19 protein-coding genes and 1 pseudogene are annotated in these 25,594 nt (G+C 48.2%); 15 read left to right on the forward strand and 5 right to left on the reverse strand.

The genetic code is table 11. The annotated features are described in order from the left end of the window. Window positions 1-52 precede the first annotated feature (52 nt). The 4 genes from B5F87_RS01555 to B5F87_RS01570 all read left to right on the forward strand — a co-directional run bounded on the left by B5F87_RS01555 (window position 53) and on the right by B5F87_RS01570 (window position 8,270). Window positions 53-2,233, forward strand: a complete 2,181-nt coding sequence (locus B5F87_RS01555) for an alpha-galactosidase (protein ID WP_087275673.1) — start codon at window positions 53-55, stop codon at window positions 2,231-2,233. 726 nt (window positions 2,234-2,959) lie between these two features. After that, window positions 2,960-4,765, forward strand: coding sequence for an amylosucrase (locus B5F87_RS01560; protein WP_242964223.1), 1,806 nt, complete (start codon window positions 2,960-2,962; stop codon window positions 4,763-4,765). 19 nt (window positions 4,766-4,784) lie between these two features. Then, window positions 4,785-5,738 carry a carbohydrate kinase gene (locus B5F87_RS01565; protein ID WP_204246027.1) on the forward strand — a complete coding sequence of 318 codons (954 nt, stop codon included), beginning with the start codon at window positions 4,785-4,787 and terminating at the stop codon, window positions 5,736-5,738. Window positions 5,739-5,816: 78 nt separating this feature from the next. Next, window positions 5,817-8,270: a glycoside hydrolase family 3 C-terminal domain-containing protein gene (locus B5F87_RS01570; protein ID WP_087275679.1), complete on the forward strand. Its 2,454-nt coding sequence runs from the start codon at window positions 5,817-5,819 to the stop codon at window positions 8,268-8,270. A gap of 105 nt (window positions 8,271-8,375) precedes the next feature. Here the strand turns inward: B5F87_RS01570 and B5F87_RS01575 are convergent, their stop codons facing one another. Next, window positions 8,376-8,945 (reverse strand): hypothetical protein, encoded by a 570-nt coding sequence (locus B5F87_RS01575; RefSeq protein ID WP_087275682.1) that lies wholly within the window; start codon window positions 8,943-8,945, stop codon window positions 8,376-8,378. A gap of 288 nt (window positions 8,946-9,233) precedes the next feature. Between B5F87_RS01575 and B5F87_RS01580 the strand changes: the two genes are divergently transcribed. Beyond that, window positions 9,234-10,136, forward strand: a complete 903-nt coding sequence (locus B5F87_RS01580) for an FGGY family carbohydrate kinase (protein WP_087275685.1) — start codon at window positions 9,234-9,236, stop codon at window positions 10,134-10,136. A gap of 563 nt (window positions 10,137-10,699) precedes the next feature. Here B5F87_RS01580 and B5F87_RS01585 read toward each other — a convergent pair. The 3 genes from B5F87_RS01585 to B5F87_RS01595 all read right to left on the reverse strand — a co-directional run bounded on the left by B5F87_RS01585 (window position 10,700) and on the right by B5F87_RS01595 (window position 12,979). After that, complete coding sequence (locus tag B5F87_RS01585) at window positions 10,700-11,137, reverse strand: hypothetical protein (RefSeq protein WP_087275687.1); 438 nt, start codon at window positions 11,135-11,137, stop codon at window positions 10,700-10,702. A gap of 42 nt (window positions 11,138-11,179) precedes the next feature. Beyond that, window positions 11,180-12,010, reverse strand: a complete 831-nt coding sequence (locus B5F87_RS01590; RefSeq protein WP_087275690.1) for a hypothetical protein — start codon at window positions 12,008-12,010, stop codon at window positions 11,180-11,182. Window positions 12,011-12,211: 201 nt separating this feature from the next. Further along, complete coding sequence (locus B5F87_RS01595) at window positions 12,212-12,979, reverse strand: DeoR/GlpR family DNA-binding transcription regulator (protein ID WP_087275693.1); 768 nt, start codon at window positions 12,977-12,979, stop codon at window positions 12,212-12,214. 313 nt (window positions 12,980-13,292) lie between these two features. Between B5F87_RS01595 and B5F87_RS01600 the strand changes: the two genes are divergently transcribed. The 8 genes and pseudogenes from B5F87_RS01600 (at window position 13,293) to B5F87_RS01635 (ending at window position 22,634) form a co-directional block, all read left to right on the forward strand. Next, window positions 13,293-14,291 carry an aldo/keto reductase gene (locus B5F87_RS01600; RefSeq protein ID WP_087275696.1) on the forward strand — a complete coding sequence of 333 codons (999 nt, stop codon included), beginning with the start codon at window positions 13,293-13,295 and terminating at the stop codon, window positions 14,289-14,291. A gap of 955 nt (window positions 14,292-15,246) precedes the next feature. Then, window positions 15,247-15,851: pseudogene (locus B5F87_RS21625) on the forward strand (reverse transcriptase domain-containing protein); the annotation flags it as partial. Window positions 15,852-15,968: 117 nt separating this feature from the next. Then, the gene (locus B5F87_RS21630) at window positions 15,969-16,358 is read left to right on the forward strand and encodes a group II intron maturase-specific domain-containing protein (protein ID WP_343215716.1); all 390 of its coding nucleotides are present in this window, start codon (window positions 15,969-15,971) and stop codon (window positions 16,356-16,358) included. Between the two features lie 307 nt (window positions 16,359-16,665). Next, window positions 16,666-18,183: a DUF1538 domain-containing protein gene (locus B5F87_RS01615; RefSeq protein WP_087275701.1), complete on the forward strand. Its 1,518-nt coding sequence runs from the start codon at window positions 16,666-16,668 to the stop codon at window positions 18,181-18,183. Further along, the gene (locus B5F87_RS01620; protein ID WP_087275704.1) at window positions 18,180-18,911 is read left to right on the forward strand and encodes a hypothetical protein; all 732 of its coding nucleotides are present in this window, start codon (window positions 18,180-18,182) and stop codon (window positions 18,909-18,911) included. The genes B5F87_RS01615 and B5F87_RS01620 overlap by 4 nt, the downstream gene beginning before the upstream one ends. Before the next feature lie 312 nt (window positions 18,912-19,223). Next, entirely contained in the window at window positions 19,224-20,819 is a 1,596-nt protein-coding gene (locus B5F87_RS01625; protein ID WP_242964210.1) for a peptide chain release factor 3, read from the forward strand. A gap of 11 nt (window positions 20,820-20,830) precedes the next feature. Then, complete coding sequence (locus B5F87_RS01630) at window positions 20,831-21,766, forward strand: nucleoside hydrolase (protein ID WP_087275707.1); 936 nt, start codon at window positions 20,831-20,833, stop codon at window positions 21,764-21,766. Between the two features lie 331 nt (window positions 21,767-22,097). Continuing rightward, window positions 22,098-22,634 (forward strand): isochorismatase family cysteine hydrolase, encoded by a 537-nt coding sequence (locus B5F87_RS01635; protein ID WP_087275710.1) that lies wholly within the window; start codon window positions 22,098-22,100, stop codon window positions 22,632-22,634. Between the two features lie 89 nt (window positions 22,635-22,723). On the opposite strand, the gene B5F87_RS01640 is transcribed toward B5F87_RS01635, so the two are convergent. Beyond that, window positions 22,724-23,296, reverse strand: coding sequence for an HD domain-containing protein (locus B5F87_RS01640; RefSeq protein ID WP_087276172.1), 573 nt, complete (start codon window positions 23,294-23,296; stop codon window positions 22,724-22,726). A 470-nt stretch (window positions 23,297-23,766) separates the two neighbouring features. On the opposite strand from B5F87_RS01640, the gene B5F87_RS01645 reads away from it, so the two are divergent. Both B5F87_RS01645 and B5F87_RS01655 read left to right on the forward strand, forming a co-directional pair. Next, complete coding sequence (locus B5F87_RS01645) at window positions 23,767-24,396, forward strand: GTP pyrophosphokinase (protein WP_158096915.1); 630 nt, start codon at window positions 23,767-23,769, stop codon at window positions 24,394-24,396. A gap of 240 nt (window positions 24,397-24,636) precedes the next feature. After that, entirely contained in the window at window positions 24,637-25,572 is a 936-nt protein-coding gene (locus B5F87_RS01655; RefSeq protein ID WP_087275716.1) for a substrate-binding domain-containing protein, read from the forward strand. Window positions 25,573-25,594 lie beyond the last annotated feature (22 nt).

Here is a 25,594-nt window from a genome sequence, read left to right on the forward strand (position 1 = left end):
GCAACATTTTATTAAATTTGTACCGCAATTGTGAAGGTCGAGGAAAAGAAATATGAGTATAATTTTTGACAAAAATAACAAAACATTTACATTACACACCAATAGTTCTTCCTATCAGATGCAGATTGACCCGTATGGATTTCTCCTTCATTTATATTACGGACGGAGAACAGAAGGGTGTATGGACTATCTTTTGACATACGCAGACCGGGGTTTTTCCGGTAACCCTTATGATACCGGAGTGGACCGGACCTATTCCATGGACGCTCTGCCGCAGGAATTTCCGCACACCGGACTTGGCGATTATCGAAATGTGGCCTGCACCGTAGTAAATGCAGACCAGTCCCGCTGCTGTGACCTTCGCTATGCAGGGCACGAGATTCGGAAGGGCAAGTACGCCCTTGACCGTCTGCCGGCTGTTTACGCCGATGAGGCGGAGGCCGAGACTCTGGAGATCGTACTGAAAGACGCCGTGAACCAGGTGGAAGCCAGACTGCTGTACGGCGTGCTTCCGGAAGCGGATGTGATCACCCGCAGCGTGCTCATTAAAAATGGCGGCAGTGACCGGATTTATCTTGACAAAGTCATGAGCGCCTGCCTGGATTTTGTGGCCGGCGATTATGATCTGATCTCTTTCCATGGAAGACACTGTATGGACCGGATGTATCAGAGACAGTCTCTGTCCCATGGAACCATGAAATTTGGAAGCCGCAGAGGAACTTCCAGTCACCAGTATAATCCGATGATGATTCTGGCGGACACGAAGACCACGGAGGAAACAGGAAGCTGCTGGAGTATGACATTTATGTACAGCGGAAGCTTTCAGGCAGAGGTGGAGAAGGACCAGTTTAATCAGGTCCGCGCGCTCATCGGCCTGCAGCAGGACGGATTCTATTATCCGATGGAGCCGGGCGATACATTTACTGCTCCGGAGGTGATTCTGTCCTTCAGCGCCAATGGCCTTAACCGCCTTTCTCAGAATCTTCATGCCTGCATCCGGAATCACGTATGCAAAGGGAAATATAAAAATGCCATCCGCCCGATCCTTGTCAACAGCTGGGAAGGGGCTTATTTTGATTTTAATGGCGAGACCATCTATCAGCTTGCCGTCCATGCCAAAGAGCTGGGCATCGACATGGTCGTTATGGATGACGGCTGGTTTGGAAAAAGGGATGACGACTTCAGCGGACTGGGCGACTGGTATGTCAACGAAGAGAAGCTGGGCGAGTCTCTGGGACATCTCATTGAGCGGATCAACGCTCTGGGCGTGAAGTTCGGTATCTGGATCGAGCCGGAATGTGTCAATGAGGACAGTCAGCTTTACAGAGAGCATCCGGACTGGGCGCTCACCGTTCCGGGACGGAATCCGATTCGGGCGAGAAGCCAGCTTGTGCTTGACTTCTCCCGGAAAGAAGTGGTGGACACCATCTTCGATATGATATGCAAGGTTCTTGATCAGGGCAATATCGAGTATGTCAAATGGGATATGAACCGCAGCCTGGACGTGGCATTTTCCCGCGCGGCAAAAGAGCAGGGAGCCGTTGCCTACGATTATGTGCTGGGACTTTATGATTTTCTGGAGCGTCTCATTCAGAGATATCCGAATATTCTCATCGAGGGTTGCAGCGGCGGCGGTGGACGTTTTGACGCAGGCATGTTATACTATACGCCGCAGATTTGGTGCAGTGATAACACCGATGCTCTGGACAGAATCAAGATTCAGTACAGCACTTCCTTCGGTTATCCGGTATCCGCCATGGGTTCCCATGTATCCGCGGTGCCGAACCACCAGACTGGAAGGAGCACGACCCTTCAGGTGAGAAGCGTGGTCGCCATGGCCGGAACCTTCGGCTATGAGCTTGATCTGGGCACGCTGTCCGATGAGGCGAAAGACATCGTGCGGAAGCAGATTAAGGAGTACCGCAAATACGCGCAGCTCATCAATTACGGAGTATATTATCGCCTGACCAATCCATTTGAGGAGGAAGCGGCAGCCTGGGAGTTCGTCGCCGAGGACGGCAGCGAGGCGCTTCTCAATGTGGTCATGCAGGATATTCACGGAAACATGACCGTGGATTATGTCCGCTTACAAGGTTTGATTCCGGGCCGCATGTACCGGTCGGAAGAGAGCGGAAGACTGTACCCGGCTGATGCCCTGATGGAGACCGGAATGCCGATTCCGGTAGAGTACAAAGCGTACCGGGCATACCAGATTCATCTTATCGCAGAGTAGCCGGCGGCCGTACCACTCATTTTATCACTGACAGCAATTTGTTGACGCATACTAACATTTAAAATAAAAAGGGAGATAGCAATGAAACGTACGAATACAAGCAAAAAGAAAAGCCGTAAAAAGAAAGTAACAGCCGCGACAGCGACACCGACGACACCGGCACCGGCCGCGGCAGGCGAAGCAGCATCCGAACCGGCCGCAGCTAAGGCAGCGGCAACTGCATCTGTGACTGAGGCACCGGCAGTCGAGGCGGAAGTTAAGGAAGCGGCAACCAAAGCTGAGACAGCAGCGTCCCCGGCGGCAGAAGCGGAAGTTAAGATGGCGGCAACTAAAACTGAGGCGGCAGCGTCCCCGGCAGTAGAGACGAAAGTTAAAGCGGTTGCAAAAGAAGTGGCAACTGCCGCGAAAAAACCAGTAGCAGCTACAGAGGCGCCTGTGAAAGAAACCGCAGCGGCAAAACCGGCTGCAACCGCAGTGAAAGAAGAACCTGCCAAGGCAGAGCCAGCTAAGAAAGTTGAAACCGCAGCGGACAAGCCGGCCGCATCTGAAACCAAAGCGCCTGCGAAGAAAACCACCACAAAGAAGACGGCAGCGAAGAAAGCAACGGAAGCGGTTGCTAAAACGGCTGCGGCAGCCAAGAAAGCTGCGGCAGAAACAGCAAAAAAGGCAGCGGAAGCGGCTGCCAAAGCAGCCAGAGCAGCGGTAGATGAAGAGTTTTATTACAGAATGGAGAAGAGAAATGATGAGCTCCGCTGGCTTTACATGGAAATGTACGGCAATGATTCCATGTACGCTGAGCTTTGTGATAATCTTCACCGGTTCTATATGGAAAGAAATAAAGACCTGAAGGCCATGGATCTTGAGCGGGAGAAAGATCCGGAATGGTACAAATCCAACGATATGCTGGGCATGATGCTTTATATAGATAATTTTGCCGGCAATATCAAAGGAGTGGAATCTAAACTTGATTATATTGAGAAGAGCAATGTCAATTACATCCATCTGATGCCGTTTCTGGATACTGTACCGGGCAAATCCGACGGCGGTTACGCAGTGAAGGATTTCCGCAAGGTAAGAGAAGATCTGGGAACTATGGAAGATCTGGAGCATTTGACGGCAGCCTGCCACAAGAAGAAAATGAACGTGTGTATGGACTTTGTCATGAACCATACTTCCGAAGATCATGAATGGGCAAGACGCGCACGTGCAGGAGAAGGCGAGTACATGAGCCGCTACTTCTTCTTTGATAATCCGGAGATTCCAAACCAGTTTGAACAGACTGTACCGCAGGTATTTCCGAGAACCGCGCCGGGTAATTTTACATGGCTGCCGGACTGCGGTCATTATGTAATGACTACATTTTACCCATATCAGTGGGATTTAAATTATCTGAATCCGCGGGTATTTAACGAAATGATGTACAATTTCCTTTTCCTGGCCAACAAAGGTATCGACGTCATCCGTATCGACGCAGTGCCGTATATCTGGAAAGAGCTCGGAACTCCTTGCCGGAACCTGCGCCGGGTTCACACCATCGTCCGAATGATGCGGATTATCGGAGAGATTGTATGTCCGTCTGTTCTTCTGCTTGGCGAAGTGGTCATGGAGCCGGAGAAAGTAGTTCCGTATTTTGGCACTGTGGAAAAGCCGGAATGTCATATGCTTTATAACGTAACGACGATGGCGACAACCTGGCATACTGTGGCTACGAGAGATGTAAGTCTCCTTAAGAGACAGCTTGATATTGTTGCCGGACTTCCGAAGGAATATGTATTCCTCAACTATCTGCGCTGCCATGATGATATCGGCTGGGGACTGGATTACGATTTCCTGCGCGCACGCGGACAGGAAGAAGTGCCGCATAAGAAGTTCTTAAATGATTATTTCCAGGGATATACAGAAAACAGTGTCAGCAGGGGCGAGCTGTACGAATACGATCCGAATACACAGGATGCCCGGTTCTGTGCGACAACTGCCTCGATGTGCGGTGTGGAAAAAGCTGGCTTCGAGCAGGACGCCGCAGCTATGGACAAGGCCATTCAGCTTGATGTGATGCTTCATGCTTACATGTTTACGCAGTCTGGTATTCCTGTGATCTACAGCGGTGATGAGATTGGTCAGGTTAATGATTATACTTACAAAAACGATCCGACCAAAGCTCATGATTCCCGTTACATCCATCGTGGGGCAATGCGCTGGGATCTGGCGGCAAACGCAGACGATGCAGATACAGTAGAGGGCAAAATCTTTCAGCGTCTGTCTGAACTGGAGAAAATACGCAGATCGGAGAAAGTGTTCATGACCAATGCGGACATGTGGACTGTGGAGACTTACGATCCGTCTGTTCTGTGTATCGGACGTTACTATGAAGGCGAAAAAATGTTTGGATTGTTTAATTTCAGCGAGTACGACAAGACCGCATGGATCAATGAGACAGACGGCATGTACAAAAATATGCTGACCGGCGAAGTGCGTAAGGCCGCCGGCGTGGATATTCCGGGTTACGGTTTCTGCTGGCTGAAGAAGCTTTGATTTAAAAGGAGAAGAAATTATGAGCAAATATGATGTAACTGCCCTGGGAGAATTATTGATTGATTTTACAGAAAATGGAACCAGTGCACAGGGGAACCCGGTTCTGGAAGCAAATCCGGGCGGAGCGCCATGCAACGTATTGTCCATGCTGAACCGCCTGGGACATAAAACGAATTTTATCGGCAAAATCGGAAAGGATATGTTCGGAGATCAGCTGGAGGCTGCGCTGAAAGAAGTGGGGATCGGAACAGAAGGACTGATGAGAGACGACGAGGTACATACGACGCTCGCGTTCGTTCATACCGCTCCGGATGGAGACCGTGAATTTTCGTTCTACCGGAACCCGGGTGCAGATATGATGCTCTCTGAGAATGATGTGGATGCGGAGCAGATCAAAAACAGCACGATTTTCCACTTCGGTTCCCTGTCCATGACAGACGAGGTGTGCCGCAAAGCCACAAGAAAGGCCATCGCCATTGCTGAGGAAGCCGGCATCCTCATGTCCTATGACCCGAACCTGCGTGAGCCGTTGTGGAAGTCCATGGATCTGGCAAAAGAGCAGATTTCCTATGGACTGGAGCACTGCAATATTTTGAAGATTTCCGATAACGAGATTCAGTGGCTCACAGGCAGGGAAGACTATGACGAAGGTATCGCCATGGTACAGGAAAAATACAATATCCCGTTAATTCTTCTCTCCCTCGGCAAGACAGGCAGCCGTGCCTACACCAAAAACTGCCGCGTGGAAGTTCCGGCGTTCATTCAGGAGAATACCATCGAGACTACCGGAGCTGGCGACACTTTCGGCGCATGTATCTTACATTATGTACTGGAGCACGGATGGAAAGAATACAGCGAGGAAGAACTGAAAGAAATGCTTACCTTTGCAAATGCAGCGGCTTCTATTGTGACCACAAGAAAAGGCGCGCTTCGCGTAATGCCGACCAAAGAAGAAGTACAGGCAATGCTGTAATATTTGACAAACCCGGACCCAGAGGGTACTCCCCATGGGGCCGGGTTTTTAAATCAGGATGAAAGGACTTATAAAAGCATGGATAAATGGAGAAGAATCCAGTATCAGCCTAACCAGCCGCTCTATCCCGACAGGGAACGTGTCACCGGGAGCAGGGAGCACATTGAATTGTCACGGAAGGCAGCAGGAGAGGGAATGGTTCTGCTGAAAAATGAAAATGGAGTCCTGCCTTTTGCCCGGGGGACGAAAGTCGCCCTCTTTGGAAAGGCAGGCGTGGATTATGTAAAAGGAGGAGGCGGCAGCGGGGACGTCACTACTGCCTATGTGAGAAATCTCTGGGACGGCATGAAGGAGAAAGAAAAAGAAGGCCGGGTTTTTCTGATGCCGGAGCTTGAAGAGTTTTATAGAAAAAATGTGGAAAAACAGTACGGGGAAGGTTTTGTTCCAGGCATGACTGAAGAGCCGGAGCTTCCGGAAGAGCTGCTTCGTGAAGCCAGAAGCTTTACGGATACGGCAGTTATTTCCATCTGTCGCTTTTCCGGTGAAGGATGGGATCGGAAAGCGGTTTTCCATGAGGAACTTGATAATTTCCCGGAGGAGGAAAGACGGCAGATCGAACGCAGCAGCACTCTTTTTGAGAGGGGCGACTTCTATCTGAGCAGAGCGGAAGAAGCATTAGTCAACACAGTGAAAGAGAACTTTGCAAAAGTCGTTGTTGTTTTGAATGTGGGAGGCGTAGTGGACAGTTCCTGGTTTAAGAGCGACGAGAGAATCGACAGTGTTCTCATGGCATGGCAGGCAGGCATGGAAGGCGGACTGGCGGAAGCCGACATTCTCTGCGGCGATGTGAATCCGTCCGGCAAACTTGCTGATACATTTGCGGCGTCTCTGGAGAACTACCCGTCTTCGGAAGGCTTCCATGATTCCGTTGATTATGTAGATTATACGGAAGATATTTATGTGGGTTACCGTTATTTTGAGACCATAACGGGAGCAAAAGAAAAAGTAAATTATCCGTTTGGCTTCGGTTTATCTTACACGGACTTTATTCTGGAGAACAGAAAAGTTGTTTATGGCAGCAAAATGGCGCTGCTTTCCGTGCAGGTGACTAATGTGGGAAAATTTGCAGGCAAGGAAGTGGTGCAGGTTTATTACAGCGCTCCGCAGGGATGCCTGGGTAAACCGTCGAAGGAACTGGCGGCTTTTGAGAAGACAAGGCTGCTTCAGCCGGGAGAATCTCAGAGCATTTTTTTCAAGATTCCATATACTGCTATGGCCTCCTTTGACGATCTTGGAAAAATCAGGAAATCTGCCTGGGTGCTGGAAGCGGGAGAGTATGATTTTTATATTGGAACCTCCGTGGAAAACGCCCGTAAACTGGAGGAAGCTTATATCCTGAGCAAAGATATGGTAACTGAGCAGTTAAGCAGCCAGTGCGCGCCGGAATCTCTTCGGACTCGCCTGCTGGCGGATGGCAGCTATGAAGAGCTGCCGGTGAAAGAGACAGCTTTGCCGGCAGACAGGAATCATCCAAAGCAGCTGCCGGATGAGCAGATGAACAGCGTCACAGATTACAACGCTTTCGAGGGGCTTATTCCCCGCGCTTATGTGCCGGACGAGCGTACGTTTTCCGGAAAAGAGGGAAAAGTTATTTTGCTGGAAAACGTGGCGAAAGGAACAGAAAAACTTTCAGAGCTCCTGGCGCAGCTCAATGAAGACGAGCTGGCCGCTCTTCTTGGAGGGCAGCCGAATACCGGAGTGGCAAATACTTTCGGTATGGGTAATCTTTCTCACCATGGGATTCCGAATGTTATGACGGCAGACGGACCTGCGGGCCTTCGTATCCGTCCGGAGTGCGGCGTGACTACCACGGCATGGCCGTGTGCTACCTTGCTTGCCTGTACCTGGAACACAGAACTGGTGGAGCAGACTGGGCGCGCAGGGGCAGAGGAAGTGAAGGAAAACAATCTGGGCATCTGGCTGACTCCGGCCATGAACATCCACAGAAGTCCTCTGTGCGGACGGAACTTCGAATATTATTCTGAGGATCCCCTGCTGTCCGGCAAAACCGGCGCAGCTCTGGTGCGGGGCATCCAGTCCATGCATATCGGCGCCACAGTGAAACATTTCGCCTGCAATAATAAAGAGACAAACCGGAAAGAAAGTGATTCCCGGGTATCTGAGCGCGCGCTGCGGGAAATTTATCTGAAAGGCTTTGAAATAGTAGTGAAAGAGGCCGGGCCATATCTTATCATGTCATCCTATAATCTGATCAATGGCGTTCGTGCTTCTGAGAATCCTGAATTGCTGACAAACATTTTGAGAGAAGAATGGGGATTTGACGGTGTTGTGACCTCCGATTGGTACAGTCACGGCAGCCATGTGATGGAAGCAAAAGCCGGCAACGACATTAAAATGGGCTGCGGTTTCCCAAAAGAACTGAAAAAAGCTTTTGAGGAAGGACTGCTTTCCAGAGAAGAGATGGAACGTGATGCACGCCGGATTCTTGAGATGATTCTGAAAATAGACTGACAGGAAATGTATGAAAAATGAATTGCTCTCCTCGCATCAGCTTTTTTTGATAGGAGGAGAGCAGTTTAAGATGCAGGCGGGAGCTGATCCTGCCGTGCTTAATTTTTAGAAATTTGTATTGCGCAGGGATTGAAAAGTCCGGAGGATTTTCTGTATCTTTTTATTTCCTTTCTTAAAAGAGATAGACTTGCCGTTGCAGGTATATCCTCTTGTCCTGAACTTACCGTTATAATATTTAAGTTTCATTTTTTTCTTTAATTTTTTCCCTTTATACTGCCAGATTGTGTAGGATCCTCCTCCGGTATCCGCCTGAATGAAACAGACTTGATGCTTTTTGACAGAATAATACATGCCGGGAGCGGCCTTTCCGAGAGTGCTCCCTTTAAGTTTTTTAACTTTGTCGCCGGAAACGTCATAAGTGTACATATAAGATTTGCCGCCGATCATCTGTGATAAAAGAAGTTCCGGCACCTGGTCGCCGTTAATATCCACAATGTCATAGCCATAGCGGTTATAAGAAGAAGCAACAAGTTTTCGGTTTAAAAAGGCGGAATAGCAGGCTCTGGCGCGGTCTGCCTTCGTACTGGCATCTGCAGCGGAGCTGCTACCCGCCGCCAGCATCATACTCAGGCACAGAGCGGCTGATAAAGGAATCGCATACCATTTCTTTTTCATATTTTTCTCCTTTCGCTGTCGTGGAGTCATATCAGATCCTCGACAAAATATCTGCAAGTTACTTTGCGGTTGTCAATAGTTTACCATATACCGGGCAGAAAGAAAATGCAGAATAGGGAGGCGGAGTAGTTTCCCCTGCTTTTTATGAACAAACAAAAACCACAAAAAACAACATATATATAAAAATAAATGTGGTATTTTGTTGAAATAAGATTGACAGAGTGATAGTATTAAACAAAACGTAACATGAAAATACAAGAATTCACTTTCATGAAAGGAGAAGGTCAAGTGAAAAAGTACATAATGGTTATTGATGAGGGGACAACAGGAACACGGGCATTATTGTTTGACAAGGATTTTAATATCGTATCGCAGAGCTATGAAGAGTTCACACAGTATACGCCGTCGGAAGACAAGGTCGAGCACGATGCCATGGAGATCTATGATAAGACTATAGACATGTGTAAGAAGGCCATGGCGCAGGCGGGGGCTGCTCCGGAGGAGATCTCCGGTATCGGTATCACCAACCAGAGAGCAACGACAGTTATCTGGGATAAAGAGACGGGCGTTCCGCTGTGCAAGGCTATCGTATGGCAGGATAACCGTACCGCAGACCGCTGTGCACAGATCAATGACAGTGAGTGGGGTAAGAAATGTAAACAGGCGACAGGCTGGACGGTGGCTCCGGTATATTCTTCCCTGATGGTAGAGTGGCTGATGAAGAATAACGAGGAAGTCAACCGCGAGCTGCGGGACGGAAGCGCTCTGTTCGGAACCATTGATACCTGGCTGGTATGGAAGCTGACCGGAGGAAAACGTCATACAATCAGCTATTCCAACGCGTCTGTGAACGGAGCCCTGAACAACCTGCTTGTCAATACAGAAGAAGAACCCCTTTTAAGCGCACCGGAATTTCTGCCGGAACTTTGCGCCGACAAACGCCGGAACGTGGTGGGCATCTGGACGCCGCCGCTGTGCGCGGAATACAACACCCTCGCCCACAGCACCGACAGCCAGAAAGCAGCCGACCAGAAAGCATTACAAGAACGGATCTACGCCAACAGCCTCGCTGCCATCAAGGAAGCATCCTTCGGGACACTTCTGGTCTGCGACCCGTTTGCCTATAAAGCATTACAGGAACATGGATATCCAAAAGGAAAGATGGTTTATTATCTGGATGTGATCCGGTAGAGGCGGAATCCGTCGATTGAAACTGTGGACATTGAGAAAATCAGAGGAGATATGAGCAGACGAGATTTGCGATGCTGTATACATTATAGAAAAACGCAGTCGGGAAGCTCTTCTCCTCCACCTCGGCAGGCTGATTGTGGAAATATTTATTATAACATCTACATGACGCCTGCAAACCGACGAAATCTGTACCAGAGCGGCTGGCTTACCGGGGTCATCAACTTCCCTCCTGACTTTTTAATGCTATGTACAAAAATCATGGCGATTGATTAGAGAGCATGAGAGAGTTGCTATCATAAAAAACAAAAATTGCGGTTAAAATCACAATAGTCTATAAAATAACTGTTTTAATATAGGCTAATCATAGTAAAGTCACGGTTGAAATCACAACAATTTGTAAAATAACCGTTTTACCAAGCGAAAAGTACCGCTGAAATTTTAATTTCCTATGACAGAACCGTTCAACAGTCAAAGATTGCCACAACCGTCTGTTTTGCCACAGTAGCCAGCCTTCTATGTGCTGCACAGAGATTTACGAATTTCCATTTTGCGAAGGAATACTCTCAAAACGCCGGCTCCTCCCCAAAGAACGTTTCATAGATCTGACGAGAAATATCTTCGTCTGTCTCATATCGTTTATTGCAGATGCTCAGCTGGTGGCTGGAAACCGAGAAGGAAATCATCCTGTTTTTTGTGGTCAGTTCCAGAAGATAGCCTCCTTCCGGCGGTTCTTCGCTGCTTTTCCGTACATTTAATGACTGCAGCAATGTGAAAACAGAATGGATAATTTCTTTGTCGGTGCTGGTGTAACATCTGTCGCCCAGCCAGAAATTAAGCTCTGTTGAGTTGTCCTGTAATTTGTCAGTGAAAATGGTTTTAGCGCTGATGTAATCGTTCTGACCTTCCTCTGCGAAATGGTGCAGGGTAAAACCGGTCGCACATACAGCGATTATGGCAATAAAAAGAAGCATGATAAAAAAATGTTTTCTGGTTGTTCTCATGGCAGCCTCATTTCTGCTGATATCGTATCCGGCGTATCAGCTTTAAAAAGATGTCTGTGTGTTCCCGGCAGTTTTGGACTGCCAGATCAGGCGTTTTAGTCCCTTCATGGTAAAGGTGACATTCATCTCTCCGGAAGTTTCAGCGGCTACCTGTTCATCGGTGCTGTGAAAAACGATGTATCCGATTCGTTCTCCATTTGGAAGATGATCCTCAGAATTCCAGTATTCCTTATGCCAGGCTGTTAAACCCTGATAAGGATAGCTGATTTTTACCCGCCAGTCTTTGGACTTCTCTTTTTTAGATAACTCCTGTACCTCTGCGATTCCGGATGTTTTAACAGAAGCCGATTCGTTGCCGGATGTATTTTCTGTGCCGGAAGTCTCTTCTGATACGGATACATCGGTGCCGTTTTCCGCACTCATCGGTTCTTCTTCCTGTTCGCGCAGATAACGGTCGTCCACGTCCAGAGATAAGAGAGAAAATGTCTCGCCTGTTTTTTTACCGGTAAAATCAAAATATATCCACCATTGGTAACCATTCAAAATAATATCGCCCACAGAGATGACGCCATAGTCATCTTCATACAATACTTTTCCAATATCCGGAGAATCCGATGCGATATGCACTGTGAATGAAAGCTTCTGATTCCAGGGAACGCTGGTGAGTGAGTAACGGTTCCGGTGTTCCCGGATATTCTGCATGTAAGACGCTCCTTCTCCGGCGGTTACCTCTCCGTTCTCCGCAGAAAAGGCAGGATTCCATGCATTGCTGCCGTTCTGCTTCAAGGCAATGACGATATATATTGCCGAAACCAGCAACGTCAGAACAATCAAAATATAAAAAGGTACATGATTTGTTTGTCTGTTTTTCATGACAACACCTCCCCCTGTTCATGAAAACATGTCTTTTGTACTAGTATATTGTAATATATAATATCAGTTGGTAAATGGACAGTCAATGATTTTTGGTCATAATTCTTTCACATATTTTTCAGGAAAAAGATAAAAACCCCTTTATTATATAAACGTTTAAAAAAGGGGTTTTGTGACAAAAAAATTCAAATTTTTTAAAGTTTAAATCACCGCTATCCCGTGAAGCTCCATATATTCCCGATATTCTTCAGGAAAATGAGTGTCCACGATGAAGCCGCCCACATCGGAGAGGTCGATCATCTTGAAAGGGGCGTTCTGGTTCATCTTGCTGGAGTCGGAGACGATGTAGCGCTGCCGGGAGGCGGCGACCATGGCCTTGTTGCCGGCGATTTCCTCGAAGTTCGGGTGGCAGATGCCTTTGCTTAAATTGACGGCGGAAACGCCGCAGAAACATTTGTCAATAGTGAAGGAGCGGATGAATTCCGCTGCCTCGGTACCGATGACGGAACCGGATTTGGAGCGGAGTTTGCCGCCGGGAATGTAGACGTCCACGCCATCCAGAAGCAGCGCTTTGGAGGCGATGTGTACATTTAGGGTGATGATATTCAGTGGCTTTTTGTCTCCGATATAATCGAGGATGTATTCCACAGTGCTGCCGGAGTTTAAGCCTATGGTTTCGCCGGGCTCGATGAGAGCGGAGGCTTTTTTGGCTACCAGCTGCTTTTCTTCGTAGTTTTTGCTGCGCTTGATCTGCATGTTGATCTCCGGCACCGCCGGGGTGGTGATCTGGTGTTTCAGGACGGCGCCGCCGTAGACGATATCGATGCTCCATTTCTGCGCCAGAGCCTTTAAGTCCCGGCGGATGGTCTCCTCATGGACGCCCAGTTCCTGACTCAGTTCCGATACTTTGACGGAGCCTTTCTCATATAGCTGATCTAAAATAATTCTTTGTCTGTCTGCGCTTAACACAATAATCCTCCATTATTTATAAATCCACAGTGCATGGATGAAATGTTTATAGTATTTTTTCTATCATATCATAAAAAGCAGAGAAACTGTATCATAAAATACTTATAACTTTCGGGTTTCAACCTCCAAAGAAACGGAGACTTCTGCGCGGCGCATATTTTCCGTATACTTAGAAAAGAACAGGAAATCTGCCCTGTACAGCAACGAACAGGCAGACTGCCGCGCAGCCGTAATAAACGCAGGAAGCGCAGCAGTGTGCCGGAAGATATAAAATCGCTTTGCAGCGGCATCGACACTATATCAGGAGGAAAATATGAAATACAGAACATTGGGAAATGATTTAACAGTATCGGCCGTAGGCCTTGGATGTATGGGCATGAGCCACGCTTACGGTGCTCCGGCGGACAAAAAAGAGATGACGGAGCTGCTGGCGCAGGCAGTGGATATGGGCTACACATTTTTTGATACGGCGGAAGTATACGGCACGCCGGAACATCCTCATGACAATGAGGAACTGGTGGGCGCTGCGCTGGCGCCTTACAGAAATCAGGTAAAGATTGCCACCAAATTCGGGATTCATTTTGATATGGAAAGTCCGCAGGTCAATAAGCCGTTGGTGCCGGATTCCCGGCCGGAGGTTATCCGGGCGTCGGTGGAGGCGTCTTTGAAGAGACTGGGCACGGATCACATTGACCTGTATTACCAGCACCGCCCGGACCCGGATGTGCCGGTGGAGGAAGTGGCAGGCGTCATGACGGAGCTGATACAGGAGGGAAAAATTACCCACTGGGGATTGTCAGAGGCTGATGAAGAAATGATTCGTCGCGCCCATAAAGTCTGCCCGGTGACGGCCATTCAGAATCGTTATTCCATGATGGCAAGATGGTATGAAGAGCTATTTCCGATGCTGGAAGAGCTGAACATCGGTTATGTGGCCTTTTCGCCGCTGGCCAACGGATTTCTTTCCGGAAAATATGGAAAAGATTCCGTTTTTGAGGCGGGAACCGATTACCGCAGCGTGATGCCGCAGTTTACGACGGAGGGCATTGATAAAAATGCATCGCTGCTGGCGCTGCTGCAAGGCATGGCGGAAGAAAAACAGGCCACTCCGGCGCAGATTTCTCTGGCGTGGATGCTTTGCAAGAAGCCGTACATTGTGCCGATTCCGGGCACCAGAAAACTAAACCGATTGGAAGAAAATGCAGGCGCTTCGGAGATTTTTCTTACGAAAGAAGAAGTGGAAGCGCTGGATCAGGCTCTTTCTTCCATGGAGATGTCCGACGTATTTGGAGGAACGCCGACAAAAAAATAACGGGGGACATAGACGAAAAATAAGAAAGCAGTAAGAAAATGTAGAAGAATCGTAGAAATATCGACAGACACATTTTGACAGCGAAGCGGTACAATAAGAAGGTGATAAGACAACAGACTGTGGTTTGAAGAAAGTGAGGTAGGGCTTATGAAATTACTGTTGAAACTGGTGGCGGGCGCTTCGATTATAGGATTGATTGCTTACTGCGTGAAAACATTAATAAAGGAAGACAAGCAGGAAATCTACTATTGATAAAATGGCACGTCGTTCGAAATACAATGGAAATGTGTTCCCGGCATCCGAATATTTTTTATCGGATGCCTTTTTTAGGTGCGCCTGGCGGCGCACGTTTCTAACGGGTGAAAGTCCCCAATCCGCCCTGGTAGTGGGAAGGATATAGCTGAACACCAAGGGTGTCCTATTCATAACAAAGATTATGATTAACGTGAGGGGAATCTGAAGGAAGGTGTAGGCAAATCTCTGATCTGACGAACAGAAATCACATCAGGCTACAGTTAAGGATAAGGTTGCCTAACAAACTAAAGTCCAATAACTACTCGGAATTAACTGTGGTAAATGTGGCAGATGGATGGAGAGAAAGAAACGTGTGGTACCCGGGGAGGTCTCGTCAGCGGATGGAAACAGAGTAAGAAATCCGTCAGTAACAACGAATGGCGAGAAGTCAGCAGAGGTCATAGTGTATCTGCAAATGGTATCTGCGGAACAGAAAGAGTATGCAGAAGTGTCCGCCCATCAGAGGATTGCTGAAAACAACCACATCATCATAGATTTTCAAACGGACAAACTGATGGAAAAGATTTTATCGAATGATAACCTGAATCAAGCGTATAAAAAGGTAAAGTCTAACAAAGGAGCAGGAGGAGTCGACGGGATGAACGTGGATGAACTTCTATCGTTTCTCAGAGATAACGGAATGCAACTGAAACAACAGTTAATGGATGGGAAATATAAACCCAATCCCGTCCGAAGGGTAGAAATACCCAAAGAAACCAAAGGAGAATACAGAAAACTTGGAGTGCCAACAGTAGTTGACCGTGTATTCCAACAGGCAATTACACAGGTGCTTTCTCCGGTATATGAGGAGCAGTTTTCAGAAAACAGTTTTGGTTTTCGTCCATGCAGGGGTGCACACGATGCACTAAAGCAATGCCAGACAAATGTAAATGATGGATATGCATATGTGGTAGATATGGATTTGGAGAAATTCTTTGACACAGTGTGTCAAAGCAAACTCATAGAAATACTATCACGAAACATCAAGGATGGAAGAGTTATTTCACTCATTCATAAATATCTTAATGCAGGAGTAATAAGCAGAGGGATATTTGAGAAGACAGAAATAGGTATGCCGCAAGGCGGCCCATTAAGCCCATTACTAGTAACATCATGCTGAATGAACTAGACAAGGAACTAACACGCAGAGGGCACAGATTTGTGCGCTATGCAGATGATTGTATGATATTCTGCAAAAGCAAGAAAAGTGCAGAAAGAACCTTGAAAAACATCACACCATATATTGAGGGAAAACTTTTCCTAAAAGTAAATCGAGAAAAGACTTGTGTGTCACATATCAGCAAAGTCAAATACCTGGGATACAGCTTCTATAACTATCGAGGCAAATGCAGATTCAGAGTACATCCAAAGTCGGTTAGAAAGATGAAGAATAGAATCAGAGAACTGACAAATAGAAGCAATGGATGGGGAAATGAATATCGGGCACTGAAACTGACACAGTTTATAAGAGGTTGGGTAAACTACTTTGGAATGGCAGATATGAAGAAACTCTTAAAAGAAACAGATGAATGGCTACGACATAAGATAAGGGCAATCTATTGGAAAGAATGGAAGAAAGCCAAAACGAAATATAAGGAACTCAAGGCGTTAGGTGTAGAACAAGAAAAGGCGTGGATATGCGCAAACATGCGAAATGGAAACTGGTATTGTAGTGGATATTTTGTATTGCAGACTGCATTTAACAACAAGAAACTCCGTGAATTAGGATACCCGACATTCACAGAGTTCTATTTGAAAATATGTGAAAACTAGAGAAGCGCCGTATACGGAACCGTACGTACGGTGCTGTGGGAGGTCGGTAGATAAAATAATTATCTACCTCCTACCCGATTGAACGAATACATAAAAATGTAAAGAATCTCCGCAAATAAAAAAGGAAAAGGAAAGGTTTACAAAAAACATACTAAAATGGTAGAATATAAAAAATGGAAATCCGTAAATCTCCGGATGGTTCTGTTTGGGGGAAGGGTGAGTGCTCTTACGCTGAATCCCGCAGGTTTCCTGGATGTCCGGGACATCCGGTAAAAAGTAGTAGAAAGGAGGAAGGCAGACCTCTGTTATGAATGAAAAGTTAAAAGAAAAAATAAGGGAATCGTTATCAAGTGTATTGCCGATAACAATCATTGTACTCGTATTGAGTATTACGCTTGTTCCCATGGAGATCGGAACGCTGGCATTGTTTCTTGCGGGAGCGGTACTGCTGATCGTGGGTATGGGTTTCTTCCAGCTGGGAGCTGAAATGTCAATGACCCCGCTGGGACAGGGCGTCGGCGGCAGACTGGTGAAAGGTAAACGGCTGCCAGTGATTGTTGTGGTATGTTTTCTGATGGGAGCGATCATCACGATTTCAGAGCCGGATCTGCAGGTGCTTGCTAATCAGGTGGCTTCCATCCCCAATAATGTGCTAATTTGGACAGTTGCCGTGGGTGTGGGTATTTTTCTTGCCGCGGCGGTGCTTCGTATCTTGTTCCGGGTCAGTCTTTCGAGACTGCTGATGGTTCTGTATATTCTGTTATTTATTTTATCTTTTTTTTCTCCATCTGAATTTACATCGGTTGCCTTTGATGCCGGGGGCGTTACCACAGGTCCCATGACTGTTCCTTTTATCATGGCTGTTGGTATCGGTTTATCGGCGGCGAGAAGCGATAAAGAGGGAGAAGGCGACAGTTTCGGACTGATCGCGCTGTGCAGCATCGGGCCAATCATGATGGTGCTTCTTCTGGGAATTTTTTATCATCCCACTGAGGCAGTGTATACCGCGGTGGAGATCACTCCTGTTGTAACAACGAGAGATGTGGTCTACCAGTTTGTGGAAGCATTTCCGGACTATACAAAAGAAGTGATTTATAGTATGCTTCCTGTGATAGGTGTGCTTGTAGTATTTCAGATATTGACAGATAATTACAGAAAAAGGCAATTAATTCGTATGAGTATCGGATTTGTATATACGATCATCGGGCTTATTTTGTTTTTGACCGGCGTCAATGTAGGCTTTGCGCCAGTGGGCAATCTGCTGGGAACCGGATTGGCGGAAAGTACATTTCAGTGGCTGCTGGTGCCCATTGGAATTGTCATCGGCTATTATATTGTAAAAGCGGAGCCGGCGGTGCAGGTGCTGAACGAGCAGGTAGAAGATCTTACGGGAGGCGCTGTTTCCCGGGGAATAATGAACGTAGCGCTGTCTGTGGGCGTGGCTGGAGCGGTGGCTCTTGCCATGGTGAGAGTGCTTACGGGAATCAATATTTACTGGGTCGTTATCCCCGGTTATATTATCGCCCTTGCGCTCAGCCGTTTTGTGCCGAAGGTCTTCGTGGGTATTGCTTTTGACTCCGGCGGAGTTGCCAGCGGCCCTATGACCTCCACCTTTTTGCTGCCCCTGGCCATGGGAGCCAGCACCGCCATCGGAGGAAACGTAGTGACGGACGCTTTTGGTATCGTTGCTTTGGTAGCGCTGGCGCCGTTAATTGCCGTTCAGCTTATGGGAGTAATGTATGAACACAGGTCGGGAACAGTGCCGCAGCTAGCAGAAGAGCTGTCGGATGATATTGTCGTTGAGTTTGAGGAGGAGAAGGAATGAAAATAATACAGGAAGATAAACAATTTTTTCCACGTATTCTGCTCTCTGTCACAGACGTAAAGGATGGCAAAAAGCTGGAAAAAATATTTGATGAAATGCATCTGCCGATTTTTTATCAGTGCCGCGGTAAGGGAACGGCTCCTTCGGAACTCATGGACATTTTCGGCCTGGGAGGTTCCACCCGCCTGCTGACGCTCGCTATTCTTCCGAAATGCAAAGTGCAGGAGCTCTTTTCTGAGATGAGCAGAAGGCTTTCCTATCGGCATAAGGGAGGCGGTATCGCCATCAGTCTGCCGGTGACCGGACTGCAGAATCTTGTGGCGCGTATGATCGGCGGGGAATCCGGGGCGCCGGAAGTCTCCATGGAAGACAAAATAAAAGAAAGGGTGAGGAAGGATATGAGCGAAGTGCGTAAAAAATCAAAGTATACGGTGATATGGGTCTCTGTTGCCAGCGGATACAGTGATGATGTGGTTGATGTGGCAAGGGAGGCAGGCGCCCGCGGCGGCACAGTTATGAAAGGGCGCAGAAGAAGCTCTGAGCGGGCAGGGCAGCATCTGGGTATTGCCATGCAGGATGAGCAGGAGTTTGTGATGATCGTGACGCCGACAGAGAAAAAGAGCGAAGTCATGGCAGCTATCGGAAAGTCCTGCGGTTTGTGCACGCCGGCTCATGGTGTGATGGTAGCGTTGGCTGTGGACGAGGCCATCGGTCTGGATGAACAGTGAGTAAAACATCAGTCGAAGGGGCGCACATTGTCTGAGGACGAAGCCGCGTCCGTGGAAAATCACTGAGGAAAAATGGCAGAAGCGATTGATTTTTTGCAAAAAGCAGATATAATTAGGAATGTGTTGTTTCTGCCGCTTAAGGGGGAACGCCGGAAACGGTGTTCCTTTTTTGCTGTGTAGGAAACTGCATTTCTGTAAAACAAAAAGCCCTCTGCGGAGATTATTGGAATCTTCGTGAAATAAAGGATCTTTTGGCAGAAGATTTGAGTATGAAAAATATTTAGAGTAAGATAAGAGATAAGGAGAATCGGTATGAACAAGAGCATGACAGAGGCAATCAGAAAACGACGGACCTTTGCGATTATTTCCCATCCGGACGCCGGAAAGACGACGCTGACGGAGAAGTTTCTTTTATATGGAGGAGCTATTAATCAGGCAGGTTCCGTTAAAGGAAAGGCTACGGCGAAGCACGCGGTATCCGACTGGATGGATATTGAAAAAGAGAGAGGTATCTCGGTAACCTCTTCCGTATTACAGTTTGAGTACGGCGGATGCTGCATCAACATTCTGGATACGCCGGGTCATCAGGATTTCTCGGAGGATACCTACCGGACGCTGATGGCGGCAGATTCCGCCGTCATGGTCATCGACGCTTCCAAGGGCGTGGAGGCGCAGACCAGAAAGCTTTTTAAAGTCTGTGCCATGCGCCATATCCCTATCTTTACATTTATTAATAAAATGGACCGGGAGGCGAGGGATACCTTTGACCTGCTGGATGAGATCGAGAAGGAGCTGGGGATTCCGACCTGCCCGGTCAACTGGCCTATCGGCTCAGGTAAACAGTTTGCCGGAGTTTATGACCGGAAGAAAAAGGTCATTGATCTCTTTGAGGACACCATGAAGGGAACCCGCATGGGAACCATGAAAGAGGTGGCGCTGGACGCGCCGGAGGTGACTTCTTATGTATCCGAAGATGCGCTGGATGTGCTGCAGGAGGAAATCGAGCTGCTGGACGGCGCCAGCGCCGAGTTTGACCAGAGCGAGGTGGATGCGGGACGACTGTCTCCGGTGTTCTTCGGCTCTGCCCTCATGAACTTTGGTGTGGAGACTTTCCTGAATTACTTCCTCGATATGACGACCTCCCCGCTGCCGCGAATGACCGAGCAGGGGCTGGTGGACCCGATGGAGGAGGAAGATTTCTCCGCCTTTGTGTTCAAGATCCAGGCCAATATGAATAAGGCGCACCGGGACCGTATCGCCTTCATGCGTATCTGTTCCGGACGATTTGAGGCGGGAATGGACGCTTTCCATGTGCAGGGCGGCAAAAAAGTCCGTCTGGCGCAGCCGCAGCAGATGATGGCCAGCGAAAGAAAGATGATTGAGGAAGCGTACGCCGGAGATATCATCGGTATTTTTGATCCGGGCATTTTCTCCATCGGTGATACTTTGACCACTTCCGAGAAGAAGTTTGCCTATGAAGGCATCCCGACCTTTGCGCCGGAGCATTTTGCCCGGGTACGACAGGTCAACACCATGAAACGGAAACAGTTCATCAAGGGTATCAATCAGATTGCCCAGGAGGGCGCTATCCAGATCTTCCAGGAGTTCAACACCGGTATGGAGGAGATCATAGTCGGCGTAGTGGGAACTCTGCAGTTTGACGTGCTGAAATACCGGCTGAATCATGAATATAACGTGGAGATTATCATGGAGGGGCTTCCGTATGAATACATCCGCTGGATTGAGAATCCGGACATTGATCTGGATAAGATTCGCGGAACCTCTGATATGAAGAAGATTAAAGACCTGAAAGGAAGACCGCTGCTGCTGTTCATCAACAGCTGGAGTATCGGCATGACCCTGGAGCGAAATGAGGGACTGGAGTTATCTGAGTTCGGACGGTCATAAGGAGGGCAGACATGGAAAAGATAAACATCTGGATTGACTGCGACCCGGGCATCGATGACGCCGTCGCCCTTGCCATGGCGGCGGCCAGCCGGGACAGGCTGCATATTCTCGGCATATCCACGGTGGCGGGTAATCAGACCAGCGACAGGGTGACAGGAAATGCATTGAAGCTGGCGTCATTTCTCGGTATGGACGACGTGCCGGTGGTACGCGGGGCGCGCGGTCCGCTGGTTCGGGAGGTAGAACCGGCCGGCGACATCCACGGAGCCACCGGTCTTGGAAACTGCGAGTTGCCGGCGACGACGAAGCAGACGGCGTCCGATAGCGGCATCTTTTATATATATTCCCGTATCATGGAGCTGCCGGAAGAGGAGAAGGTGACGCTGGTTCCCACGGGACCGCTCACCAACATCGCTCTGCTCCTTCGTACATTTCCTCAGGTGCAGGCGCGCATTGAGAAGATCGTGCTGATGGGAGGCTCCTCCTCAGGAGGAAATGTGACGCCGGCAGCGGAATTTAATATCTGGGCTGACCCCGAAGCGGCTCAGATGGTCTTTGCTGCCGGCCTGCCCACCGTCATGTGCGGTCTGGATGTGACGCTGAAAAGCGGCCTGAACAACGGACAGATTGAGGAACTCTGCCGCAGCCGCCGCAAGGTGGAACAGGCCTGCGGACAGATGCTTGCGTTCTATCTGGACACCACCAGACACGAAGGCGAAGAAAATATGGTCGCCATCCACGACGCAGTGACCATCCTCTATCTCACCAATCCGGAACTGTTCTCCGGAAGAAATGTGTCGGTGAGCGTGGACTGTTCCTGGGACGAAGAACGCGGACGGACGATATGTACAGCGGACGGGCAGGAGCAGAAAGTTTATCTTCTTGATCAGGTGAATCTGCCGGAGTTTCAGCGGGTATTGCTGGCGAAGCTCAGGAGTCTTTCGTAGACAGCGAAAGTCCGGCGCAGAAGAACAAAGAGTTCTGCTCGGCAGAACTCTCGCGCCGAGCGCGGTCGCTTTAGCGACAAAGTTCGTTTGCGCGCGAGTGCGCATCCCGCCCGGAGGTTCCACAACAAAAGAGAGAAAAGTATGAAAAAATTTATGAGTCCAAAACGTTGTTCGTTTTGTGATTTATACTATACAGGGAGTGTATGAACAACCTGTGAATTCTAAATCAAAATTTCGTGAAGGATTTCTGAAGAAATTCTGACGAGACTTTTTTGTCGGAAAAATTATCCGTCAGGGTGAGAGAGACATTTTATGAGTAAAGGAGGTTATCATGAAAGGAAATGTATTGATTGTCATTGACATGCAGAAGGATTTTGTGGACGGCGCGCTGGGAACCGCTGAAGCGCAGGCGATTCTGCCGGCTGTGGAAGAAAAGGTGAAAAACTGGCCGGGAACGGTGATTTTTACCAAGGATACCCACGAAGAGGATTATCTCTCCACGCAGGAGGGCGGACTGCTTCCGGTAGAGCACTGTATCCGCGGCAGCGAGGGATGGCAGCTGGCAGGCTGCCTGGAACAGCTGCGGCAGGAACACGAGTGGCCGGTTTATGAAAAGCCAGCCTTCGGTTCCATGGAGCTGATGGAAGCAGTAAGAAAAATGCACAGCGAACAGCCGCTGGAGAGCATTGAATGTATCGGCCTTTGCACAGATATCTGCGTGGTATCCAATGCGCTGCTGTTAAAAGCCGCTCTGCCGGAGGTGCCGGTTTATGTGGACGCCTCCTGCTGCGCGGGCACGACGCCGGAGAATCATCAGGCTGCGCTGACGACTATGGCGTGCTGTCAGGTACTGCCGGTGGATAATTAATCGCCTGGATAAACGAAGCAGTGCCGGCGATTATACTGCCCGGCGGAAGAGGCAGCCGCCCAGCTTCGCCGGCACCGGCTATGTCGCGGTTACTCGTCCGGTGTGATTTTTCCGGCTGCCAGATTCGGCAGAATAAAATTTTCATAAGCATAATCCCAAAGCTGGGAGGAGCCTTTGGAGGTCTCTTTATTGCGGTTCAGAATCTGCGAGAGATGCACTCCGTGCTCCTCCCAGCTTTTTCCGTGGGTGGCGGCGTTGAGCATCAGCGGCTGGATGTGATCCATGGCCCGGGCAAACCGGGATTCCGGTGTATCGCCGGACTCAAATTCTTCCCACCAGGAGCGCAGGCGGCTGCCCTGATCCTCCGGCAGCATGCCGAACAGCCGGTCTGCGGCGGCTGTTTCCCGGGCGTGCTGGGTCTTCTTGCCTTCCTCATCGTAAGCATACGTATCCCCGGCGTCAATCTCCACCAAATCGTGAATCAGCAGCATGCCCATGGTTTTTAAGACGTCAATCTCTTCGTTGGCATACTCACTCAGAAGAAGCGTCATGATAGCCATATGCCAGGCATGCTCCGCATCATTTTCCTTTCGTTCTCCGTCAGACAGATATGTCTGGCGTCCGATAAATTTCTCCTTATCAATTTCCAGACAGAACGCCATCTGGCGGCGCAGCCGGTCTTCCCGCTCCAGGGCGGCAGCATGGGCGTCTGCTTCCCCGGCTGTGCGGGCGGTCGATTCCGGAGCGATGGTATTTTGTTGATTCTTATCCATAAAAGTCAGTCCTTTCAAAATATATTTCGGGCGTTTTCAGAGCACGATTCTCATGATAACGTTATCCTAATTATATAAGAAAGAATGGTATTTATGAAGCGCTTTTTTGTCTGAAAAAACATCACTTTTTTCTCATAATATTTACAGAAAAATTTCATAAATATTGAACAAAATTTACATACTACAGCTATACTATTGCCATCTGGCAGAGATTTAAGTGGTTTTTTATGAAGAAAACAAAAAGAAACAGGATGTGTTCGTAGAAAATGTACAAAAACAGACGGATGTTCTTGTAACTGCCGGAAATATACTTATGAAAAAAAGAAAAAACAGGAAAAATGAGGGAGGAATGTAATTTAGTGAAGGAAGACTCTTTTGAACAAAAGAAAAAGCAGATAGAGCAGGAACTGGAGGAAAGCGGGCTTAAGAATATTTATTCGGAGGTCATATGGGATATTATTCCGGAGATAAATGAAGTCAGCCGCCGGATTTCCGCGGAATGCGGGCGGCAGGTCATGGATAATATTACCTGGCGTATAAAGTCGCCGGAGAGCATCGCCAATAAACTGCGGAGAAAAAACCGGGAGATTTCTCTGGACTGCGCACTGAGGACATTAAATGATATGGCTGGTATCCGGGTAGTGTGTCCGTTTCAGGATGATGTATACCGGATGGCAAAAGCGATCCGGAAACTGCCGGGGCTGAAGGTGATCAAAGTAAAGAATTATATTTCTCATCCCAAAGCCAGTGGATACCGCAGTATTCATGTGATTGTAGAAGCGCTTCATAATGAAGAAACAGTGCGAGTGGAGATTCAGGTGCGTTCGGTGGCTATGAATTATTGGGCGATTCTGGATCATCAGCTTTGTTATAAAAATGAAAGGAAAGAAACAGAAAAGCTCAGAAGAGAGCTGAAAGCATGTTCTATTGATATTGCGGAGATTGATAAGCGATTTTTAAAGTTGAGAAAGCAGATTGAAAAATTATGAGAATCCGACGTGGCATTCCCCGGGGAATGGGCGGCGGGTTCCTTTTATTTTTGCACATTGTTCTTGTAGAAAAACAAAAGTGTAGGAAATATAAAATAATATACAAAAACTTTTCACAGATTTTACATAACTCGGGTTTTGGACTTTACAAAAGGGTAATAATCTATGGGGGAAGCAAAGGTAAGGCTTTGAGAAACAAAATTCAAAAAATTCAGTAAAGAGAAGAAAGGAAATTTCATTATGAGAAAGTTTTTAGGTACAGCATTGGTAGTAGCATTATCTGCAGCATGTTTAGCAGGCTGCGGCGGTAACACAACAACAGAGAATGGAGGCGCAGAAGGCGGCGCTACAGAAGCAGCAGCTAATGAGAGCGCAGGCGGAGCAAGCGGAGCTATCACCGTATTATCCAGAGAGGATGGTTCAGGTACAAGAGGAGCTTTCATCGAGCTGTTCGGTATCGAGCAGGAAGACGAGAGCGGCGAGAAAGTGGATATGACCACAGTGGACGCCAGCATCACAAACAGCACAGCCGTTATGATGTCCTCCGTTGCAAACGACCCGAACGCTATCGGATACATTTCCCTTGGTTCTTTAGATGATTCTGTAAAGGCAGTCAACATTGACGGCGCCGCAGCATCTGTTGAGAACGTAGAGAACGGTTCTTATAAAGTAGTAAGACCTTTCAACATTGTGGTAAAAGAAGGCAACACCAACCCGGCCATCACAGACTTCACAAACTATATCATGAGCGCTGAGGGACAGGCAGTTGTAGAAGAGCAGGGTTACATCCCGGTAGGCGAGGCTCCGGCTTACGCAGCAGACGCAGCAGCAGAGGGTAACATCGTTATCGGCGGTTCTTCTTCTGTATCTCCGGTTATGGAAGCAATCATCGAAGCTTACGGCGAGGCTAACCCGAACGTGACAGTTGAACTTCAGACCACAGACAGTACTACAGGTGTTTCCTCTACTGTAGAGGGCAGCTACGATATCGGTATGGCTTCCAGAGAAGTAAAAGAGGACGAGCTGGCTCAGGGCGTAGTTCCTACTACTATCGCACAGGATGGTATCGCAGTTATCGTAAATCAGGAGAACGCATTAACAGATTTAACAAGCGATCAGGTTATGGGTATCTTCACCGGTGAGATTACAGACTGGGCAGATGTTTCTGCTGAGTAATATTAATATATAAAGGAGCAAA

The organism is Eubacterium sp. An3 (assembly GCF_002159465.1).
Lineage (GTDB): Bacteria > Bacillota > Clostridia > Lachnospirales > Lachnospiraceae > Anaerobutyricum > Anaerobutyricum stercoris.